The sequence below is a fragment of the Micromonospora sp. NPDC049662 genome (assembly GCF_040675055.1).
Classification (GTDB): domain Bacteria; phylum Actinomycetota; class Actinomycetes; order Mycobacteriales; family Micromonosporaceae; genus Micromonospora.
This window is the reverse complement of record NZ_JBFAOC010000022.1, coordinates 99720-114134: the sequence shown is the minus strand read 5'-3', so window position 1 is coordinate 114134 and position 14415 is coordinate 99720. Positions and strand designations below refer to the sequence as shown.

General features: G+C 72.3%; 16 protein-coding genes and 1 pseudogene. 8 read left to right on the top strand and 9 right to left on the bottom strand.

The features are described 5' to 3' along the window. Nucleotides 1-116 precede the first annotated feature (116 nt). Both AB0J36_RS18590 and AB0J36_RS18585 read right to left on the bottom strand, forming a co-directional pair. Nucleotides 117-314: pseudogene (locus tag AB0J36_RS18590) on the bottom strand (hypothetical protein); the annotation flags it as partial. A gap of 99 nt (nt 315-413) precedes the next feature. Beyond that, nucleotides 414-854, bottom strand: a complete 441-nt coding sequence (locus tag AB0J36_RS18585) for a hypothetical protein (RefSeq protein WP_357119755.1) — start codon at nt 852-854, stop codon at nt 414-416. A gap of 160 nt (nt 855-1014) precedes the next feature. Here AB0J36_RS18585 and AB0J36_RS18580 point away from each other — a divergent pair, with 160 nt between their 5' ends. Then, the gene (locus AB0J36_RS18580; protein ID WP_357119758.1) at nt 1015-1368 is read left to right on the top strand and encodes a DUF6401 family natural product biosynthesis protein; all 354 of its coding nucleotides are present in this window, start codon (nt 1015-1017) and stop codon (nt 1366-1368) included. 60 nt (nt 1369-1428) lie between these two features. Here AB0J36_RS18580 and AB0J36_RS18575 read toward each other — a convergent pair whose 3' ends face one another. Continuing rightward, nucleotides 1429-2292 carry a hypothetical protein gene (locus AB0J36_RS18575; RefSeq protein ID WP_357119761.1) on the bottom strand — a complete coding sequence of 288 codons (864 nt, stop codon included), beginning with the start codon at nt 2290-2292 and terminating at the stop codon, nt 1429-1431. A 198-nt stretch (nt 2293-2490) separates the two neighbouring features. On the opposite strand from AB0J36_RS18575, the gene AB0J36_RS18570 reads away from it, so the two are divergent. The 3 genes from AB0J36_RS18570 to AB0J36_RS18560 all read left to right on the top strand — a co-directional run bounded on the left by AB0J36_RS18570 (nt 2491) and on the right by AB0J36_RS18560 (nt 6760). Next, nucleotides 2491-4623, top strand: coding sequence for an ATP-binding SpoIIE family protein phosphatase (locus tag AB0J36_RS18570; RefSeq protein WP_357393123.1), 2133 nt, complete (start codon nt 2491-2493; stop codon nt 4621-4623). 62 nt (nt 4624-4685) lie between these two features. After that, nucleotides 4686-5363: an HAD family hydrolase gene (locus AB0J36_RS18565; RefSeq protein WP_355053431.1), complete on the top strand. Its 678-nt coding sequence runs from the start codon at nt 4686-4688 to the stop codon at nt 5361-5363. 107 nt (nt 5364-5470) lie between these two features. Next, nucleotides 5471-6760, top strand: coding sequence for a cation:proton antiporter (locus AB0J36_RS18560; RefSeq protein WP_357119769.1), 1290 nt, complete (start codon nt 5471-5473; stop codon nt 6758-6760). 15 nt (nt 6761-6775) lie between these two features. Here the strand turns inward: AB0J36_RS18560 and AB0J36_RS18555 are convergent, their stop codons facing one another. Beyond that, a complete protein-coding gene (locus AB0J36_RS18555) occupies nt 6776-7714 on the bottom strand; it encodes an FAD-dependent oxidoreductase (RefSeq protein ID WP_357393206.1) in 939 nt (312 codons plus the stop codon). Between the two features lie 105 nt (nt 7715-7819). Here AB0J36_RS18555 and AB0J36_RS18550 point away from each other — a divergent pair, with 105 nt between their 5' ends. Next, nucleotides 7820-8035 carry a DUF3072 domain-containing protein gene (locus AB0J36_RS18550; RefSeq protein ID WP_357119772.1) on the top strand — a complete coding sequence of 72 codons (216 nt, stop codon included), beginning with the start codon at nt 7820-7822 and terminating at the stop codon, nt 8033-8035. A gap of 9 nt (nt 8036-8044) precedes the next feature. Here AB0J36_RS18550 and AB0J36_RS18545 read toward each other — a convergent pair whose 3' ends face one another. Both AB0J36_RS18545 and AB0J36_RS18540 read right to left on the bottom strand, forming a co-directional pair. Continuing rightward, nucleotides 8045-8545, bottom strand: coding sequence for a metallophosphoesterase (locus tag AB0J36_RS18545; protein ID WP_357173421.1), 501 nt, complete (start codon nt 8543-8545; stop codon nt 8045-8047). A gap of 33 nt (nt 8546-8578) precedes the next feature. Then, complete coding sequence (locus AB0J36_RS18540; RefSeq protein ID WP_357173418.1) at nt 8579-10411, bottom strand: glycoside hydrolase family 15 protein; 1833 nt, start codon at nt 10409-10411, stop codon at nt 8579-8581. 119 nt (nt 10412-10530) lie between these two features. Here AB0J36_RS18540 and AB0J36_RS18535 point away from each other — a divergent pair, with 119 nt between their 5' ends. Next, entirely contained in the window at nt 10531-11121 is a 591-nt protein-coding gene (locus AB0J36_RS18535) for a general stress protein (RefSeq protein WP_357119781.1), read from the top strand. A 119-nt stretch (nt 11122-11240) separates the two neighbouring features. Here the strand turns inward: AB0J36_RS18535 and AB0J36_RS18530 are convergent, their stop codons facing one another. The 3 genes from AB0J36_RS18530 to AB0J36_RS18520 all read right to left on the bottom strand — a co-directional run bounded on the left by AB0J36_RS18530 (nt 11241) and on the right by AB0J36_RS18520 (nt 12927). After that, nucleotides 11241-11801, bottom strand: coding sequence for a hypothetical protein (locus AB0J36_RS18530; RefSeq protein WP_357393125.1), 561 nt, complete (start codon nt 11799-11801; stop codon nt 11241-11243). Between the two features lie 104 nt (nt 11802-11905). Continuing rightward, a complete protein-coding gene (locus AB0J36_RS18525) occupies nt 11906-12493 on the bottom strand; it encodes a DUF1684 domain-containing protein (RefSeq protein WP_357120762.1) in 588 nt (195 codons plus the stop codon). Next, complete coding sequence (locus AB0J36_RS18520; protein ID WP_357119787.1) at nt 12490-12927, bottom strand: helix-turn-helix domain-containing protein; 438 nt, start codon at nt 12925-12927, stop codon at nt 12490-12492. Before AB0J36_RS18520 ends, AB0J36_RS18525 begins: the two co-directional genes overlap by 4 nt. Nucleotides 12928-12988: 61 nt before the next feature. Between AB0J36_RS18520 and AB0J36_RS18515 the strand changes: the two genes are divergently transcribed. Both AB0J36_RS18515 and AB0J36_RS18510 read left to right on the top strand, forming a co-directional pair. After that, the gene (locus AB0J36_RS18515) at nt 12989-13996 is read left to right on the top strand and encodes a hypothetical protein (protein WP_357393127.1); all 1008 of its coding nucleotides are present in this window, start codon (nt 12989-12991) and stop codon (nt 13994-13996) included. Further along, entirely contained in the window at nt 13993-14409 is a 417-nt protein-coding gene (locus tag AB0J36_RS18510; RefSeq protein ID WP_357393129.1) for a VOC family protein, read from the top strand. The genes AB0J36_RS18515 and AB0J36_RS18510 overlap by 4 nt, the downstream gene beginning before the upstream one ends. Nucleotides 14410-14415: the final 6 nt, after the last annotated feature.

Here is a 14415-nt window from a genome sequence, read left to right as displayed (position 1 = left end):
CCCCGGGGGTGCGCGTGGGGGGCCAATCCAAACACACCCCCCCCCCCCAACCCCCCACACCAGCACGACCGCCGCCGCTCAGCGCCCCGGCCCCGACCGTTCACCCCGACCGCCGGCGGCTCGACGCGGGCCAACCACGGCTCCGACGCCCCCACCGTGCCGGCGAACGTCGTCGCCGGGACGGCGACGAACAGCCTCGCGACCACCTCGGTCTCGCCCGGCTCGATCTTCAGCGTGCGGTCGGGGGTAAGGCTGGTGCCGTGGGTCGCGCCCTCCCAGCCCAGGTCCTGGCTGGCCCGGTCGATCACCAGCCGAAGCGGCGCAACAGTCCGGCGGCCAGGGCCACGAACGCTCCTGGTGAATGACGGGGACCGGCCCATCAGGCCCCATCATTCGCGTCCGCCAGTCCAGTGTCAGTCCGGGCGGGCCTCGTGCCCCGGCTGGCCCCGGGTGCGGCGGCGCTCCTTCATCTCCGCCTCGTAAAGGTGTCGCCGCCCGCCCACCAGTTCGTCGCGGGCCTGCTGGTCCAGCTCCCGGAACAGCGCGTGGTAGCCGTCGTCGAAGTCCTCGACGATCTGGAAGGTCCACCGGCCGGCGATCACGTTGCGGCCCAGCAGCTCGGTGTCGATCCGCTCGGCGATCCGGTGGTGCCCGGCCGCGCGGAACGTCTCGATCGCGTCGTCGAGCATCAGGTCGGCGTGCCCGATGAGCTGGTGCAGCGAGTACAGGTGTCCGCGGGCCCGTTCGACGCACTCCAACGCCTCGCTGAGCTTGCCCAGCGCGGCGACCGTCTCGTCGCTCACCCCGGCCGGCCGCCGGTGCTGCTCGTCCGGCCCGTCCGCCCGCTGCCCCATCGCCGCTCCCACACTCTGCGCCGTCCTGCGTCGTCCAGTGCCTGGTGCCCCGTCTGTGCCGGATCAACCCTCGCGGCCAGCGTCGCTCGTCCGGTGGCACAACCCACAAGCACCGAGCGGCCGAGGTCGGTCGATCACCGGTCGGTTAGCCTCGGTCACCATGCGTGTGCCGTTCAACCGGGTCGCCTCCCCGACCGCCGTCGAGTCGGCGCGGTCCACCCTGGCCGCCCTCACCGTCACCGTGGGCACCGCCGGCCTCGCGGCCGCCGCCGCGCGTCCCGGGCTGCTGGCGCTGGTCGACCAGCACGCCGCCGCCGTCCGCGACAGCCTGGACGGTGACCGCCGGCCGTTGACGGCCGCGGCGCTCGCCGGCTACGCCGAGGGGGTACGCGACGCCGCCCTGGAGCACGGGTGGGCCCCACCGCGCGGGTCGGTGGACTGGAGCGCGCCGGAGTGGCCGCTGGCCCGGCTGGTCGCCGTCTGCGCGCTGGCCCGCTCGCTCGACCGTTCCTGAGCACGCGGAGGGCGCCCACGCGAGCCGCGTGGACGCCCTCCCTCGCACGATCACGCCCCGTTACGGGCGGTACTGCTGGGTTTCGTCGGCCGCTCCGGACTGGTACGTGCCACGTCCGCCGGCCACCGTCGACTGCTCGTCGACCCGGGGCATGGCCTGGGTCCGGTCGCCGCCACGGTCGGCCATCTGCCGCTCCATGTCGCCGCGCCCCGCCGAGGCGGCCCGCCGGTGCTCCTGCACCGCCTGGGCTTCCCGGGCGGCCCGGTCCAGCCAGCCGTCCCAGCGGTTCTGCATCGGCTTGACCAGGCCACCGCCGACGCCGACGATCAGGATGCCGGCGACCGTTGCGAGGACCGCGATCAACACCGGAGTGGTGACCGTGGTGGCGATACCCACCTGGTTCAGGGCGGCGATCACGCCGAGCGCGATGATGAAGATCGCCGTCAGGTCCGCCAGGACCTTGCCGTACGAGAGTCCGCCCAGCGCCCCGGTGACCAGATCCCGGACGGCGTTGGCGATGGCGGCCGCGACCACCACGATGACGATCGCGATGAACGCGCGCGGCAGCCAGGCCACCACACCGCGGATCAGGTCACTGATCGCGTTGGGCCCCCAGACTCCGAAGGCGAACTGCAGGGTGAACAGCAGGACGGCGTAGTACGCCAACCTGGCCAGGATGTCGCTGGCGTCGTACTTCGTTCTCTCAAGTGCCCGTTTGATGCCTCCGCGTTCTACCGCTTCGTCGAAGCGCACCCGTTCCAGCACCGCATCCACGATCTTGAGGACCGCTCTGGCGATAAGCCAGCCGACCACGAGGATGACGATGAAGGCCACTGCCTTCGGGATGAAGAGCAGCACCGACCTCCAGGTGTCGGCGATGGCGTCGCCGATGTCGGCCTGCCGCACCGCGAGGGTTTTCAGCATGATGTCCCTCCTGTCGCGTGGACTGCGCCGGGCGCATACCCGGCCACCGGTACGGCAGTCCGGGCGGCTCACTGCCATTTTTCCGACAAGTCGACAAACAGGGGCCTTGACCTGCCCGAACAGCAACCGCGCCGGGGGTGTCGGCGACCCGCGCACATGATCGGATGCGGCTGAGCGACGGCCGGCTAGGCTGCGAACATGCCAGGAACGGTCGGGCGAGTCCCCACGCCATCAATTCCGGCCCCCGGCGCATCCACCGGCCCCGGCGCGGCAGCCGTGCTCGCCCACGACTGGTCCGCCACCGCGCTCGGCCCACCTGAGGGGTGGGACGCGGCGGTCCGGGCCGTGGTGGGGCTGATCCTCGCCTCGCCGATGCCGATGGCGCTGGCGTACGGCGACGACCTGGTCCTGCTCTACAACGACGGCTACGCCGAGTTGCTGGGGAGCAAGCATCCGACCGCCCTCGGTCGACCCGCCGCCGAGGTCCACGCCGAGGTCTGGGACCTGCCCGGCTTCGGTGACGCGATCGAGCGCGCCTACCGCCAGGGTGTGCCGTTCCTGGAGAAGGAGTCCACGCTCCCCCTGATCGGGGAGAACGGCGGTGCCGAACAGGTGGTCTTCACCCGCAGTCACTCGGCCGTACGCGACAGCGACGGGCAGATCGTCGGAATCCTGACGGTGGCCGCCGAAACCACTCACGTCACCGAGCAGTTGCAGAGTCTCAGCGAGGTGGCCGCCGCGCTCGCCGGCACCCTCACCCTCGACGACGTGGCCCGGGTCGCGCTGCGCCACACCATCGGAATGTTCGACGCCGACCGGGTGGCGTTCGTGGTCGACGAGGGTGGCGGCGGCTGGCGGATGGTGCGTCGGGTGCGCGGCGAGTTGATGGACGAGGCAGACGAGCGGCTGCCTCCGCTGTGGCGGCGGGCGCCGGCCGACTGGGAAGGTCCCGTCGCGCTGGCCGCCCGGTCGGGCGAGGCCCGGTTCATCCGCGACGGCCAGCCGCTGCGCGAGACCGCCGTGGACCGGCATGACGAGAAGATCCGCTCGATGGCCACGCTCCCGCTGGGCACGTCGGTGGTTCGGGGCGGGCTGACGGTCGGCTACCAGGGCGCACACTCCTGGTCGGCCGCCGAGCGCGCGCTGCTCGCCGCGGCGGCGGAGCTGATCGGCCAGGCCGCCGAGCGGGCGCGGCGGTTCGAGACCCAGCACGGCACCGCCCAGTTGCTGCAACGCAGCATGCTGCCCGAGCACCTGCCCGACCTGCCCCGGCTGCGGATCGCGGCCCGCTACGACCCCGGGGTCGACGGCAACGCTGCCGGCGGCGACTTCTACGACGCGTTCCTGCTGCCCACCGGCGCGCTCGGCGTGGTGTTGGGCGACGTCGCCGGGCACGACGTCCAGGCGGCGGCACGGATGGGGCAGGTGCGGGCGGCCCTGCGCGCGCTGGCCCTGGCCGATCCGGCGCCGGACGCGGTGCTGACCCGTCTGGACCGGTTGGTGACCAGCCTCGGCGCGGAGGCCGGCAGCCACGAACTGTTCGTCACCGTGGCGTTCGGGGTCATCGACGCCGAGCGGCGGGAACTGACCCTGGCCAGCGCCGGTCATCCCGCTCCCCTGATCCGCCGGTGCGCGCCCGACGGCCGCACGCACGCCGAGTACGTGCAGGTGCCGGCCGCTCCCCCGCTGGGACTGGGCGGACGACCGACCACCGTCACCGTCGCGTTCCCGCCCGGCGACACCCTGCTGCTGTTCAGCGACGGCGTGGTGGAGCGGCGCAGGCAGAGCCTGAGCGCCGGGATGGACGCCCTCGGCGACGCGGTGGCCAAGGCCGGTACCAGCGACCCTCGTGCCCTCTGCGCGGTGGCGACCGCGGCGGTGGCCGGCGGTACCGAGGACGACGTGGCGGTGCTGGCGGTCGAGCACGCCCTCAAGCCGAGCCGGTCGACGGCGATGGAGATGCCGGCGGAGCCGACCGCGCCGAGCCGGGTCCGGCACTGGATGACCGGTCAACTCACCGAGTGGCAGGTGCCCGAGTCGGTGATCGGGGCGGCGGTGCTGTGCACCAGCGAGCTGACGACCAACGCGTTGCTGCACGCCGGCACGGCCGCCCGGGTGGAGATCGACCTGAGCCCCGAGCGGCTGCTGGTCTCGGTCGCCGATTCCGGCACCCGGGGCACCGTGACCCGGGCCCGTACCGACACGTTGAGCAGTCGCGGGCGTGGACTGGGCCTGATCGAGGAGCTGAGTGACGCTTGGGGCACCGATCCGTCGGTGCGCGGTTCGACGGTCTGGTTCGAGATCCTCGTCCCACCGGCCGAACCACACTGAGTCGTACCCACCGACCCGTGCGGGGCGAGTCAGCCGATCGCCGAAGGGGTAGGAGTGCGGCCATGGCCAACGAACAACCCCAAGGGGTGCTCTTCGACGTCGACGGAACGCTCGTCGACACCACGTACCTGCACACGGTGAGCTGGTGGGAGGCGCTGCGCCAAGCCGACCGGCCGGTACCGATGGCGACCGTGCACCGCTCGATCGGCATGGGCTCGGACAAGCTGCTGGATCACCTGCTCGGCCCGGAGCGGGACCGCGACGAGGATCCGAAGCTGCGCGAGGCGCACGACACCCTCTACACCGAGTACTGGGAACGGCTGACGCCGCTGCCCCGGGCGGCGGACCTGCTGCGCGCCTGCGCCGAGCGCGGGTTGCGGGTGGTGCTCGCCACCTCCGCCGCCGAGCACGAGGTGGGCGCGCTGCGCCGGGCACTGAACGCGGACGACGTGGTGGACACCGTCACGTCGTCGGCCGACGCCAAGGAGAGCAAGCCCGCGCCGGACATTCTCGAAGCGGCGCTCGATCAGTCGGGGCTGGCCGCCGAGCGGGTCGTCTTCGTCGGCGACTCGGTGTGGGACGTCGCGGCGGCCGGCAAGCTCGACATCCCGTGCGTCGGGTTGACCTGCGGCGGCACGAGCCGCGGCGAACTCGCCGGCGCCGGCGCGGTGGCGGTGTACGACGACCCGGCCGCGCTGCTGGCCGAGCTGGCGGACTCCCCCCTCACCCGCCCGAGGTGAGCCCCACTCCGGTTCGTCCGGGTCGACACGCATAGCCACCAGTCTCGCGGGGCATGGTCTGTGGCCACCTGCCCGCACCGTGCGGGTGCGGCGAGAGGGTGGTGTCCGTGGAGCCGGTAGATGTGGCGTTCGCGTTGGTGGGCGTGGGCGCCCTGCTCGCGGGCATTCTGCCCCGGGTGTTGGAGCGCCGACCGCTGTCCATGCCGATCGCGTTCCTCGCCCTCGGCATGCTGGTCTTCCTCCTTCCGATCGAACTGCCCACGCCGGACCCGCTGGCCCATCCCGAGCTGGCCACCCACCTCACCGAGATCGGCGTGATCGTCGCCCTGATGGGCGCCGGGTTGAAGATCGACCGACCGTTGAGCTGGGCCCGGTGGTCCTCCACCTGGCGACTGCTGGCCATCGCGATGCCGGTGTGCATCGCGGCGGTGGCGCTGCTCGGCTGGTGGTGGGCCGGTCTGGTGCCGGCGGCGGCGCTGCTGCTGGCCGCCGCGCTGGCCCCGACCGACCCGGTGCTCGCCGCAGACGTGCAGGTCGGCGAGCCGACCGATGTGGAGGACTCCGAGGACGAGGTCCGCTTCGCCCTGACCTCGGAGGCCGGCCTCAACGACGGGCTGGCGTTCCCCTTCGTCTACGCGGCCATCGCCATCGCCTCGACCAGCCTCGCCCCGCGCGCGTGGATGGCCGAGTGGTTCACCGTCGACGTGCTCTGGAAGGTCGGCGTCGGGGTGGGCGGCGGCCTGCTCATCGGCTGGCTGCTCGGCAAGCTGTTCTTCCGGGCGCCCAGCGAGTTGCGGCTGGCCCGGCACGCCGAGGGGTTCCTGGCGCTGGCCGCCACGTTCCTCGCGTACGGGCTGGTGGAGGTGGCCGGCGGGTACGGCTTCCTGGCGGTTTTCGTGGCCGCGCGGGCCATCCGGGCCGCCGAGCGGACCCACGAGTTCCACTCGGTGCTGCACGACTTCGCCGAGCAGGTCGAGCGGCTGCTCACCCTGGTGCTGTTGCTGCTGCTCGGCGGCGCGATCGTGGGCGGCCTGCTCGCGCCGCTGACCTGGCCGGCGGCGGCCGTCGGGCTGGCGCTGGTCTTCCTGATCCGGCCGGTCGTCGGCTGGTTGTCGCTGCGCGGCGCGCCCGGTCGTCCGGCGGAGCACTGGGTGATCTCGCTGTTCGGCATCCGTGGGGTGGGCTCGTTCTACTACCTGGCGTACGCCACCACGAAGGCGGACTTCCCGCAGGCAGAGTTGCTGTGGGCCACCGTCGGGCTGGTGGTGCTCGTGTCCGTGGTGGTGCACGGCGTCGCCGCGACCCCGGTGATGCAACTGCTGGACCGCGAGGGCGAGCGCACCGAGGACCCGTCCGAGTCCGAGGCCCGGCCGGTGGCCGTCGCCGGGCACTCCTGAGCGCGCCGGGACTCCTCAGCCGAGGCGGGAGACGAGCGCGTGACCGAGGTCCCGGCCGGAGCGCCAGGCGCTCTGCACACGGGGTGCGCCGAACGCGTCGCCGGCCAGGCCGATCCCGTCGGCGTCGAGGTGGTGGGTGACGTCGGTGGGTTCGCCGGTCGGCTTGGCGTACGTCCAGCGGTGCACGTGCACGTCGGCGGCCTCGTCGGGCAGACCGAGCAGGTCCCGGACGGCCTGCTCGATCGCCGGCCCGGCGGCGCTGGGCTGGGCCAGGTGCCCGGCGGCGAACTCCGGCACGGTGTGCGCGACCAGCACCGGCGTGTCGTCGCCCCGCCGGTCGCCGTCGTCGCAGACGAGACTGAGCACCGGATGGTCGTTGACGAACGCGCCACGGAAGGTCGGCCAGCGCCGGGAACCGAAGCGCAGCACCGCGGCGAGGGTCGGCGACCAGGTCTGCGCCTGCACGACGCGGGTGGCGTCGGCCAGGGCCGGATCGAGCAGCAGGGCCGCCTGTGGTCCCGGCATCGCCAGGGCGACCGCGTCGTACGCCTCGCCGTCGACCGTCGGCCCGGGTTCCACGGCGAGCACCAACCGGTCGACGGTCACCGGCACCGAACGGGCCAGGTGTTCGACGAGCGACCGCAGCCCGCGCGGGGCGGCGTAGCGCAGCGGGCCGGGCACCTCGTGCCGGCCGTTCGTGTCGTACGCCCAGAAGGTGTCGGTCCACTCGCGGACCAGGCCGGCGGCACGCCACTCGTCGACCACGGCGGCGAAGTCCGGGTCGCTGGCCGTGAAGTACGCGGCGCCGATGTCGGCGGGGCGACCGTCGAAGCGTTTGCTGGCCATCCGGCCGCCACTGACGTGCCCCCGCTCGCGCACCCGCACCGGCACCCCGGCGCGGGTCAGCTCCACGGCGCACGCCACCCCGGCGATGCCCGCCCCGACCACCAGCACGCCCGCCGAGTCAACGCTCATCCGATGATCGTAGGCGTCGTCCGGGGGCATGAACCGGCGGTAATCGGGGTACTGGCACACCTGTTCGAAGAAAGGGTGATGAGGATGACGGACCGTAGCAACGATCAGGCCGACCCGCGCGGCGCGATCAAGGACCCGGACGAGTGGGTCACCGGCGACGAGCCGCCCACGGCGGCCCAGGAGTCGTACCTGGCCACGCTGGCCCGGGAGGCGGACGCGACGCTCCCGGACGACCTGACCAAGGCCGAGGCCTCCAAGCGGATCGACGAGCTACAGGCCGAGACGGGCCGGGGCCAGTAGGCGCGCTGGTCAGCGACGCGGCAGGATATGCAGGCGTACGGACGTAAGGCTCCCCCGGGTCGTCTCGGCCTCGATGTAGGTGGCGTGTGGCTGAGAGCGGCGGTCGGTGGGCGACCCGGGGTTGAGCAGGCGCAGCCCGTTGGGGGCCACGGTGTCCCAGGGGATGTGCGAGTGCCCGAAGACCAGCAGGTCGACGTCGGGGAAACGGGCCGCGCACCGCTGTTCGCGGCCGGTGCGCGGACCCGTCTCGTGCACCACGGCCACCCGTAGCCCGTCGAGGTCCACGCGGGCCACCTCGGGCAGCCGGGCGCGCAGCGCCGGCCCGTCGTTGTTGCCGTACACCGCGACGAGCCGTCGCGCGCGGGCGGTCATCGCGTCGAGCAGCGACTCGTCGACCCAGTCGCCGGCGTGCAGCACGACGTCCGCCGCCTCGACCGCCGTCCACAACTGCTCCGGGAGGTCCCGGGCCCGCTTGGGGAGATGCGTGTCCGCCGTGAGCACCAGCCTCATGCCGGCATCATCTCCCGGACGTGGGCCGCGTGCTCAGCGCGACGCCGGGGTGAAGAAGGAGGGCGGCATGCCCAGGCTGCGCAGCGCCGAGTCCTCTTCGACGTCGCTGAGCACACCAGCGGCGTTGATCAGACCGATGTGCGAGAACGCCTGGGGAAAGTTGCCCAACTGCTCCCCGGTCAGCGGGTCGATCTGCTCGGCGAACAGTCCCAGATCGTTGAGTCGCGCCAGTAGCGTCTCGAACAACTCGCGCGCCCGGTCCCGTTCGCCGGCCAGCGCCAGGCAGCAGACCAGCCAGAACGAGCAGATGAGGAACCCCGCCGGGTCGCCGTCCCAGCGTCGCAGCAGGCCGTCGTGGGACAGCTTGTCCTCCACGGCACGGATCGTCGAGCGCATCCGCTCGTCGTCGGCCGGCAGGAACCCCACCAGGGGCATCACCAGCACCGACGCATCCAGGTCGTCGGATTCATAACTTCCGGTGTACGCCCCGACCCGCTCGCTCCATCCTCGTTCCAGCACCTCGGCACGGACCTTGTCGCGGGCGGCCGCCCAGCGGGCCACGTCCTGCGGCTCCCCGAGTCGGGCGCCGAAGCGGACCGCCCGGTCCAGCGCCGACCAGCAGTGCACCTTCGAGGACACGTGGTGGTGTTCGACCCCGCGCTCCTCCCACATCCCCGCGTCCGGCAGCGGCCAGTCCCGGGCCGCCTTGTCGGCGAGGGACCGTAGCAGGTGGTAGACGTCCGGCTCCAACGGTTCCAGCCGGTCACGCATGAGCCAGGCCGCGTCCATCGCCTCGCCGAAGACGTCGGTCTGGCGCTGCCGCCACGCGTCGTTACCGATCATCACGGGCGGGCTGTCGCGGTAGCCGGCGAGCTGGTCGAGGCGGTGTTCGGTGAGGTCCCGCTCCCCCAGCACCCCGTACATGATGGGCACCGGCTCCTCGTCGATCCGGCCCATCGCCCGGCCGAGCCAGGTGAACTGCCGCTGCACCTCGTCGAAGCAGGCCGTCCGCCAGAGCGCCCGCAGGGTCAGGCTGAAATCACGCACCCAGACGTACCGGTAGTCGTAGTTCCGGTCCCCGCCGAGCTCCTCCGGCAGCGACGTCGTCACGGCGGCGACCACCGCGCCGCTGGGTCGGTACGTCATGCCCTGCACGATCAGCGCGCTGCGTCGCACATGCTCGGCGTAGATCCCCTGGTACTCGTGCTTGCGGACCCAGGAGCGCCACCCCTCGGCCGTGTCGGCGATGGTCCGGTCGGCGTCGGGCACCTGTGGCCGGGGCGAGTCGTAGGTCGGGGCGTACCCGAGGGTGAAGTTGTTCGTCGTGCCGGCGCGGACGGTGAACGCGGCGGCGGCCTCGCCGTCGCCGCAGGTCAGCCGCACGCTGCCGACCAGGGTGAGCCGGCTCGCCCCGCCGACCGCATCCAGGGCGCCGTCCTGCTCGACGAGGAACGGCGTGGTGCGGCCGTACTCGAACCGGGGCCGGTAGTGCACCCGCATCGGCACCTCGCCGGAGAGGCCCCGCACGCTGCGGACCAGCACCTGTGGCGAGCGGTAACCGATGTCGTGCTCGCGCGCGCCGGGTTCCAGGGCGAGCGCGTCGGTCAACTCCACCTCGCCCGCAGCGGTGCGGAAGACGGTCCGCAGGACCAGGGTGTCGTCGAGGTAGCTGCGTTCGACGGTGAAGTCGTCGGTCTCCGGCCGGATCGACCAGTGCCCGGCGTCCTCGCCGATCAGCCGCGCGAACACCGACGGGGCGTCGAACCGACCCGGGCACCACCAGTTCACCGACCCCGCGTGGTCCACCAGAGCCGCGCTGCGGCCGTCCGCGAGGAAGCCGTGGTCGCTGATCTTTGCGGTCTGCACCCGGCTGCCTACCCGGGCCGTCCCCACGCATGCCTCCCGAGCCGCGGCACCCGCCCGCCGGCCCGGCGTTACCACTCGGCACTTGCGGGAAACCGGGCGGCTGACGAGGGAGGATGCTGATGACCTCAGCCCCGGAGCCGACCGCCGCCTGGCGGCCCGGCGCAACCAGTGGTGACGTGCTTCCGTCCGGCCCGGCAGGCCGCCCGTCGACACCCGGCGCGGACGGGCACGGGCCGGAAGGTGGCCCACCCACCGTGACGATCGGCTCGTATCCGGACTATCCGTCCGCGCAGAAGGTGGTCGACTACCTGGCGGACAACCGCTTCCCGGTGGAGCACACCGCCATCGTCGGCACGAACCTGACGCTTGTCGAGACGGTGCTGGGACGGATGACGACGGGCCGCGCGGCCCTGCTCGGCGCCGGCACCGGCGCCTGGTTCGGGCTCTTCATCGGCCTGCTGTTCGGCATCTTCACCGTCGGCAACTGGCTGGCGGTGATCCTGGTCGGACTGGTCATCGGCGCGATCTGGGGCGCCGTGTTCGGCGCGGTCGCGCACGCCATGACCGGCGGGCAGCGCGACTTCACCTCAGCCAGCTCGCTCCGCGCCGGCCAGTACGCGGTAACTGTCGACGCGCAGCTAGCCGACCAGGCGAGGCAGCTCCTGGGCCGCATGCAGATGCCCGGCTCACGCCCGGCAACGACCCGCTGACCCGCTGACCCGTCGACACCGCGCCGCCGATCTTGCACTTTCTGCGCTACCACATTGGCGCAGAGCGGGCATATCAGTGACCGAAAGTGCAAGATCGGCGCGCGCCGGGCGGGGGTCAGCTAGTAGTCGGTCTTGGCGACCTCGCGGCGACAGACGAGGGCGAGGCTCATGCCCTTCTCGACGTCGCCCGGGTCGTCGGGTGTTCCCCGGTAGCCGTAGCTCGCTCCGTCGGGTGACAGCTCGACGTCCACGCCCTTCGCCCTCAGGCACTTGACCACGGCGTACGTGAAGTCGCGGGCCTTCGGGTTGGCGGGGTCCTCCTCCCAGGGTGGGAGCGGGTTGAGGGGTTCGCACGCCTTGTTGGCGGCCTCCCGGGCGGCGTCGCCGAGCGGGGGCTTGCGCTTCTGCCGGATGGCGATGACGTCAAGCCCGTGCTGCTTGAGGCAGTCGTCGTAGGGCCTCATCTTCGCGGTCCGGTCCGCGTCGGTGTCGTCGAGGCGGAACCTCGGCGCCTCGACGGTCGGCGACGCGCTCCGCGACGGCGACGCGGCGGTCGCCGTCTGGAGGGTGGCGACGTCGGGCTGTTCTTCACCGGTCTTCGCGCCGCCGGGGTCGCATCCGGCGGTCGCCGCCACGATGACGGCCGCGAACACCAGGAACGCCATGCGCTGCCTCGCCATGCTGTGCCTCTTTCCCGTCGTGTGACCGATTCGGCCCCACCCTGGCGCAGGCATGTCAGGAAGCTGTCAGCTCGGTGTTCGTAACCGGTTCTCCCGCTCGCCGGTCAGTCGTGGTACGCCAACTCGCCGGCGCGCAGCGGGACGTCGACCCGGTTCTCCGACGGCGCGAGGGGGCAGGCCCAGCGGTCGTCGTACGCGCAGCTCGGGTTGTAGAGGTAGTTAGCGTCGAGGCGGACGCGGTCGCCGGGCAGCAGCTCGACGCCCCGGCCGAAGGTGCCCTTCACCGTGTCGGTGAGGTAGCGGCCCCCGCCGTACGTCTGCTGTCCGCAGGTGCCGTCGCGCAGCGGCACGAACAGTCCGCCCCCGTACGCCTCGATCCACCACAGCGTGAGCGGCCCCCACGACGTCTCGGCCACCGCCACCCGCCGGTACGTCACGACGCCGTCCGGGCCTCCGGTGTCGATGCTCAGCTCACCGCTGGCCGGCCGTAGCGGCGCTTCGACCACGGCCTCCGGGTTGGGTGGGAAGTACCGCACGCCCCGGAAGGCGGGCCGTTCGTCGGGCGGGATGGGGCTCTGCGGGTGGGTGGCGAAGAGGTCGTCGCGGCCGGCGCGGAAGCCCGCCAGGTCGACGTCGGACAGGTAGAGCCGGGCCACCCGCTCCCGCCAGTCGGCCAGTTCGAGGTCGGTCAGCATGCGGGGGACTCCTTGTCGAGGGACAGCTCTCCGGACTTCAGGGGCCGGCCGCACGCCTGGCAACGGACCTCGGCGACGAACACCTCGCCACAGACGTCGTGGATGAAGTCGACCTGGGGCACGTCGGCATCGCTGTAGGTGTCGCCCCAGCGCTTGAGTACGAGGATGACCTGACCGAGGTCCCGGCCCTTCTGGGTGAGTTCGTACCCGGCGACCTTGCCGTCCTCGGCGGCACGGGCCTGCAGGATTCCGGTTTCGGCCAGTTTCCGCAGCCGGGCGGCGAGGACGTCCCGGGGTGCGCCGACCGCTCGCAGGATCTCGGTGTACCGCGACGCGCCGAAGGCGAGCGCGCGCACGATGTGCAGCGACCACCTGTCGTTGACCGCGTCGAGCGCCACCGCGAGAGTGTCCCGCTCTGGTTTGGAATTCAAACCGGGGGTGCTACGGTTCATCTGGTTGGACATTCAAACCACACTACCCGAGGAAGCACCCATGACGTCGCCATCCGAGTCACCCACCGAGCGGGAAACGCCCGTCACCACCCAGCGTGCCGCCTGGCTCTCTCTGGTGATCACCGGGCTGATCATCGGTACGGCGTTCATCGCCGTCTACGTCGGGCTGCAACGTGATCCCGCACCGAGCCGCTTGCCGATCGCGGTCGTCGGCGAGCAACTGGCCACCGCCGCCCACGGCGGGTTCGGCGACGCCGTCGCCGTAACCCAGGTCACCAGCGTCGACGACGGTGCCGCCCTGGTCCACGACGGGGACGCCGTCGCGGTTCTCAGCGCGGCCGCGCCCGACAGCCTGCGCCTCGACTACGCCGGCGCGAGCGGGTTCAGCGAGAGCGGTGCCGCTCGGCAACTCGTCGCCGGTCTCGGCAAGCAGGCGGGCATGACCGTCCAGGAGAACGACATCGTCCCGCTGGCGAGCTACGACAGTCGCGGGCTGTCCGCCTTCTACGTGGTCTTCGGGGTCACCCTCTCGTCGTTCGTCCTCGCGCAGGGGCTCACCGCCGCCACCGCGAAGGTGCGCCTGCGCCACCGGCTCTACGCGATGGGCGGGTTCGCGGTCGTGATCGGCGTGGTCGCGGCCACGGTCGCCGGCCCGGTGTACGGCTCACTGACGGCGCCGTTCCCCCTGCTCGCCCTGTCGCTCATCCTGCTGTCGGCGGCCAGCGCCTTCACCACGAAGGCCCTCGGCGCATGGCTCGGGCCGATCGGTATCGCGCTCGCCGTGCTCACCCTCACCACCATCGGTAACGCGACGAGCGGTGCGACGATCGGCGTCGACCTGCTGCCGGGCTGGGCGCAGGCGATCTCGGCGAAGCTTCCGCCGGGTGCGGCCGTCCGCGCGGTGAACAACTTCGGCTACTTCGGCGGCTCGCACACGCTGGTGCCGCTCGCGGTGCTCGCCGCCTGGTTCCTGGCGGGGCTGGGGTTCGTCCTGCTCCGACAGCGGACCGCACCGCGACGTCCGCTCGCCGCCGAGGCCGGCCGATGACCGCCCGGGTGAGCCCGTACCTCAGCTTCGCCGGCAACGCCCGGGAAGCCATGGGGTTCTACCAGTCCGTGTTCGGCGGCGGTCTCCAGATCACCACTTTCGGCGACCTGCACGGACCCGACGACGCGGCGACCGACGATCTGGTCGCGCACGTGATTCTCCGGGGAGCGTCCGGGATCGTGCTGATGGGCTCGGACCGCAAGCCCGGCGACGACGGGACCGGTAGCCCGCCGTCGATCACCCTGGGCGGTGACGACGAAGCGGAACTCACCGGGTACTGGGAGCGGCTCTGCGTGGGCGGCAGCGTCACGGTGCTGTTCGCGCGGTCACCCTGGGGCGCCCGCTACGGCCGGTGCACCGACAGGTTCGGGACCGACTGGCTGGTGAACGTCACGCCGCCCTCGACGTCCTGACCGGGG

Excerpts from the sequence above, each read along its gene's own strand:
- AB0J36_RS18530 (WP_357393125.1), bottom strand. The coding sequence starts at position 11,801 with ATGGCGAGGCAGCGCATGGCGTTCCTGGTGTTCGCGGCCGTCATCGTG.
- AB0J36_RS18515 (WP_357393127.1), top strand. The coding sequence starts at position 12,989 with ATGACGTCGCCATCCGAGTCACCCACCGAGCGGGAAACGCCCGTCACC.
- AB0J36_RS18575 (WP_357119761.1), bottom strand. The coding sequence starts at position 2,292 with ATGCTGAAAACCCTCGCGGTGCGGCAGGCCGACATCGGCGACGCCATC.
- AB0J36_RS18545 (WP_357173421.1), bottom strand. The coding sequence starts at position 8,545 with ATGAGGCTGGTGCTCACGGCGGACACGCATCTCCCCAAGCGGGCCCGG.
- AB0J36_RS18510 (WP_357393129.1), top strand. The coding sequence starts at position 13,993 with ATGACCGCCCGGGTGAGCCCGTACCTCAGCTTCGCCGGCAACGCCCGG.
- AB0J36_RS18580 (WP_357119758.1), top strand. The coding sequence starts at position 1,015 with ATGCGTGTGCCGTTCAACCGGGTCGCCTCCCCGACCGCCGTCGAGTCG.
- AB0J36_RS18565 (WP_355053431.1), top strand. The coding sequence starts at position 4,686 with ATGGCCAACGAACAACCCCAAGGGGTGCTCTTCGACGTCGACGGAACG.
- AB0J36_RS18570 (WP_357393123.1), top strand. The coding sequence starts at position 2,491 with ATGCCAGGAACGGTCGGGCGAGTCCCCACGCCATCAATTCCGGCCCCC.
- AB0J36_RS18585 (WP_357119755.1), bottom strand. The coding sequence starts at position 854 with ATGGGGCAGCGGGCGGACGGGCCGGACGAGCAGCACCGGCGGCCGGCC.
- AB0J36_RS18535 (WP_357119781.1), top strand. The coding sequence starts at position 10,531 with ATGACCTCAGCCCCGGAGCCGACCGCCGCCTGGCGGCCCGGCGCAACC.
- AB0J36_RS18550 (WP_357119772.1), top strand. The coding sequence starts at position 7,820 with ATGACGGACCGTAGCAACGATCAGGCCGACCCGCGCGGCGCGATCAAG.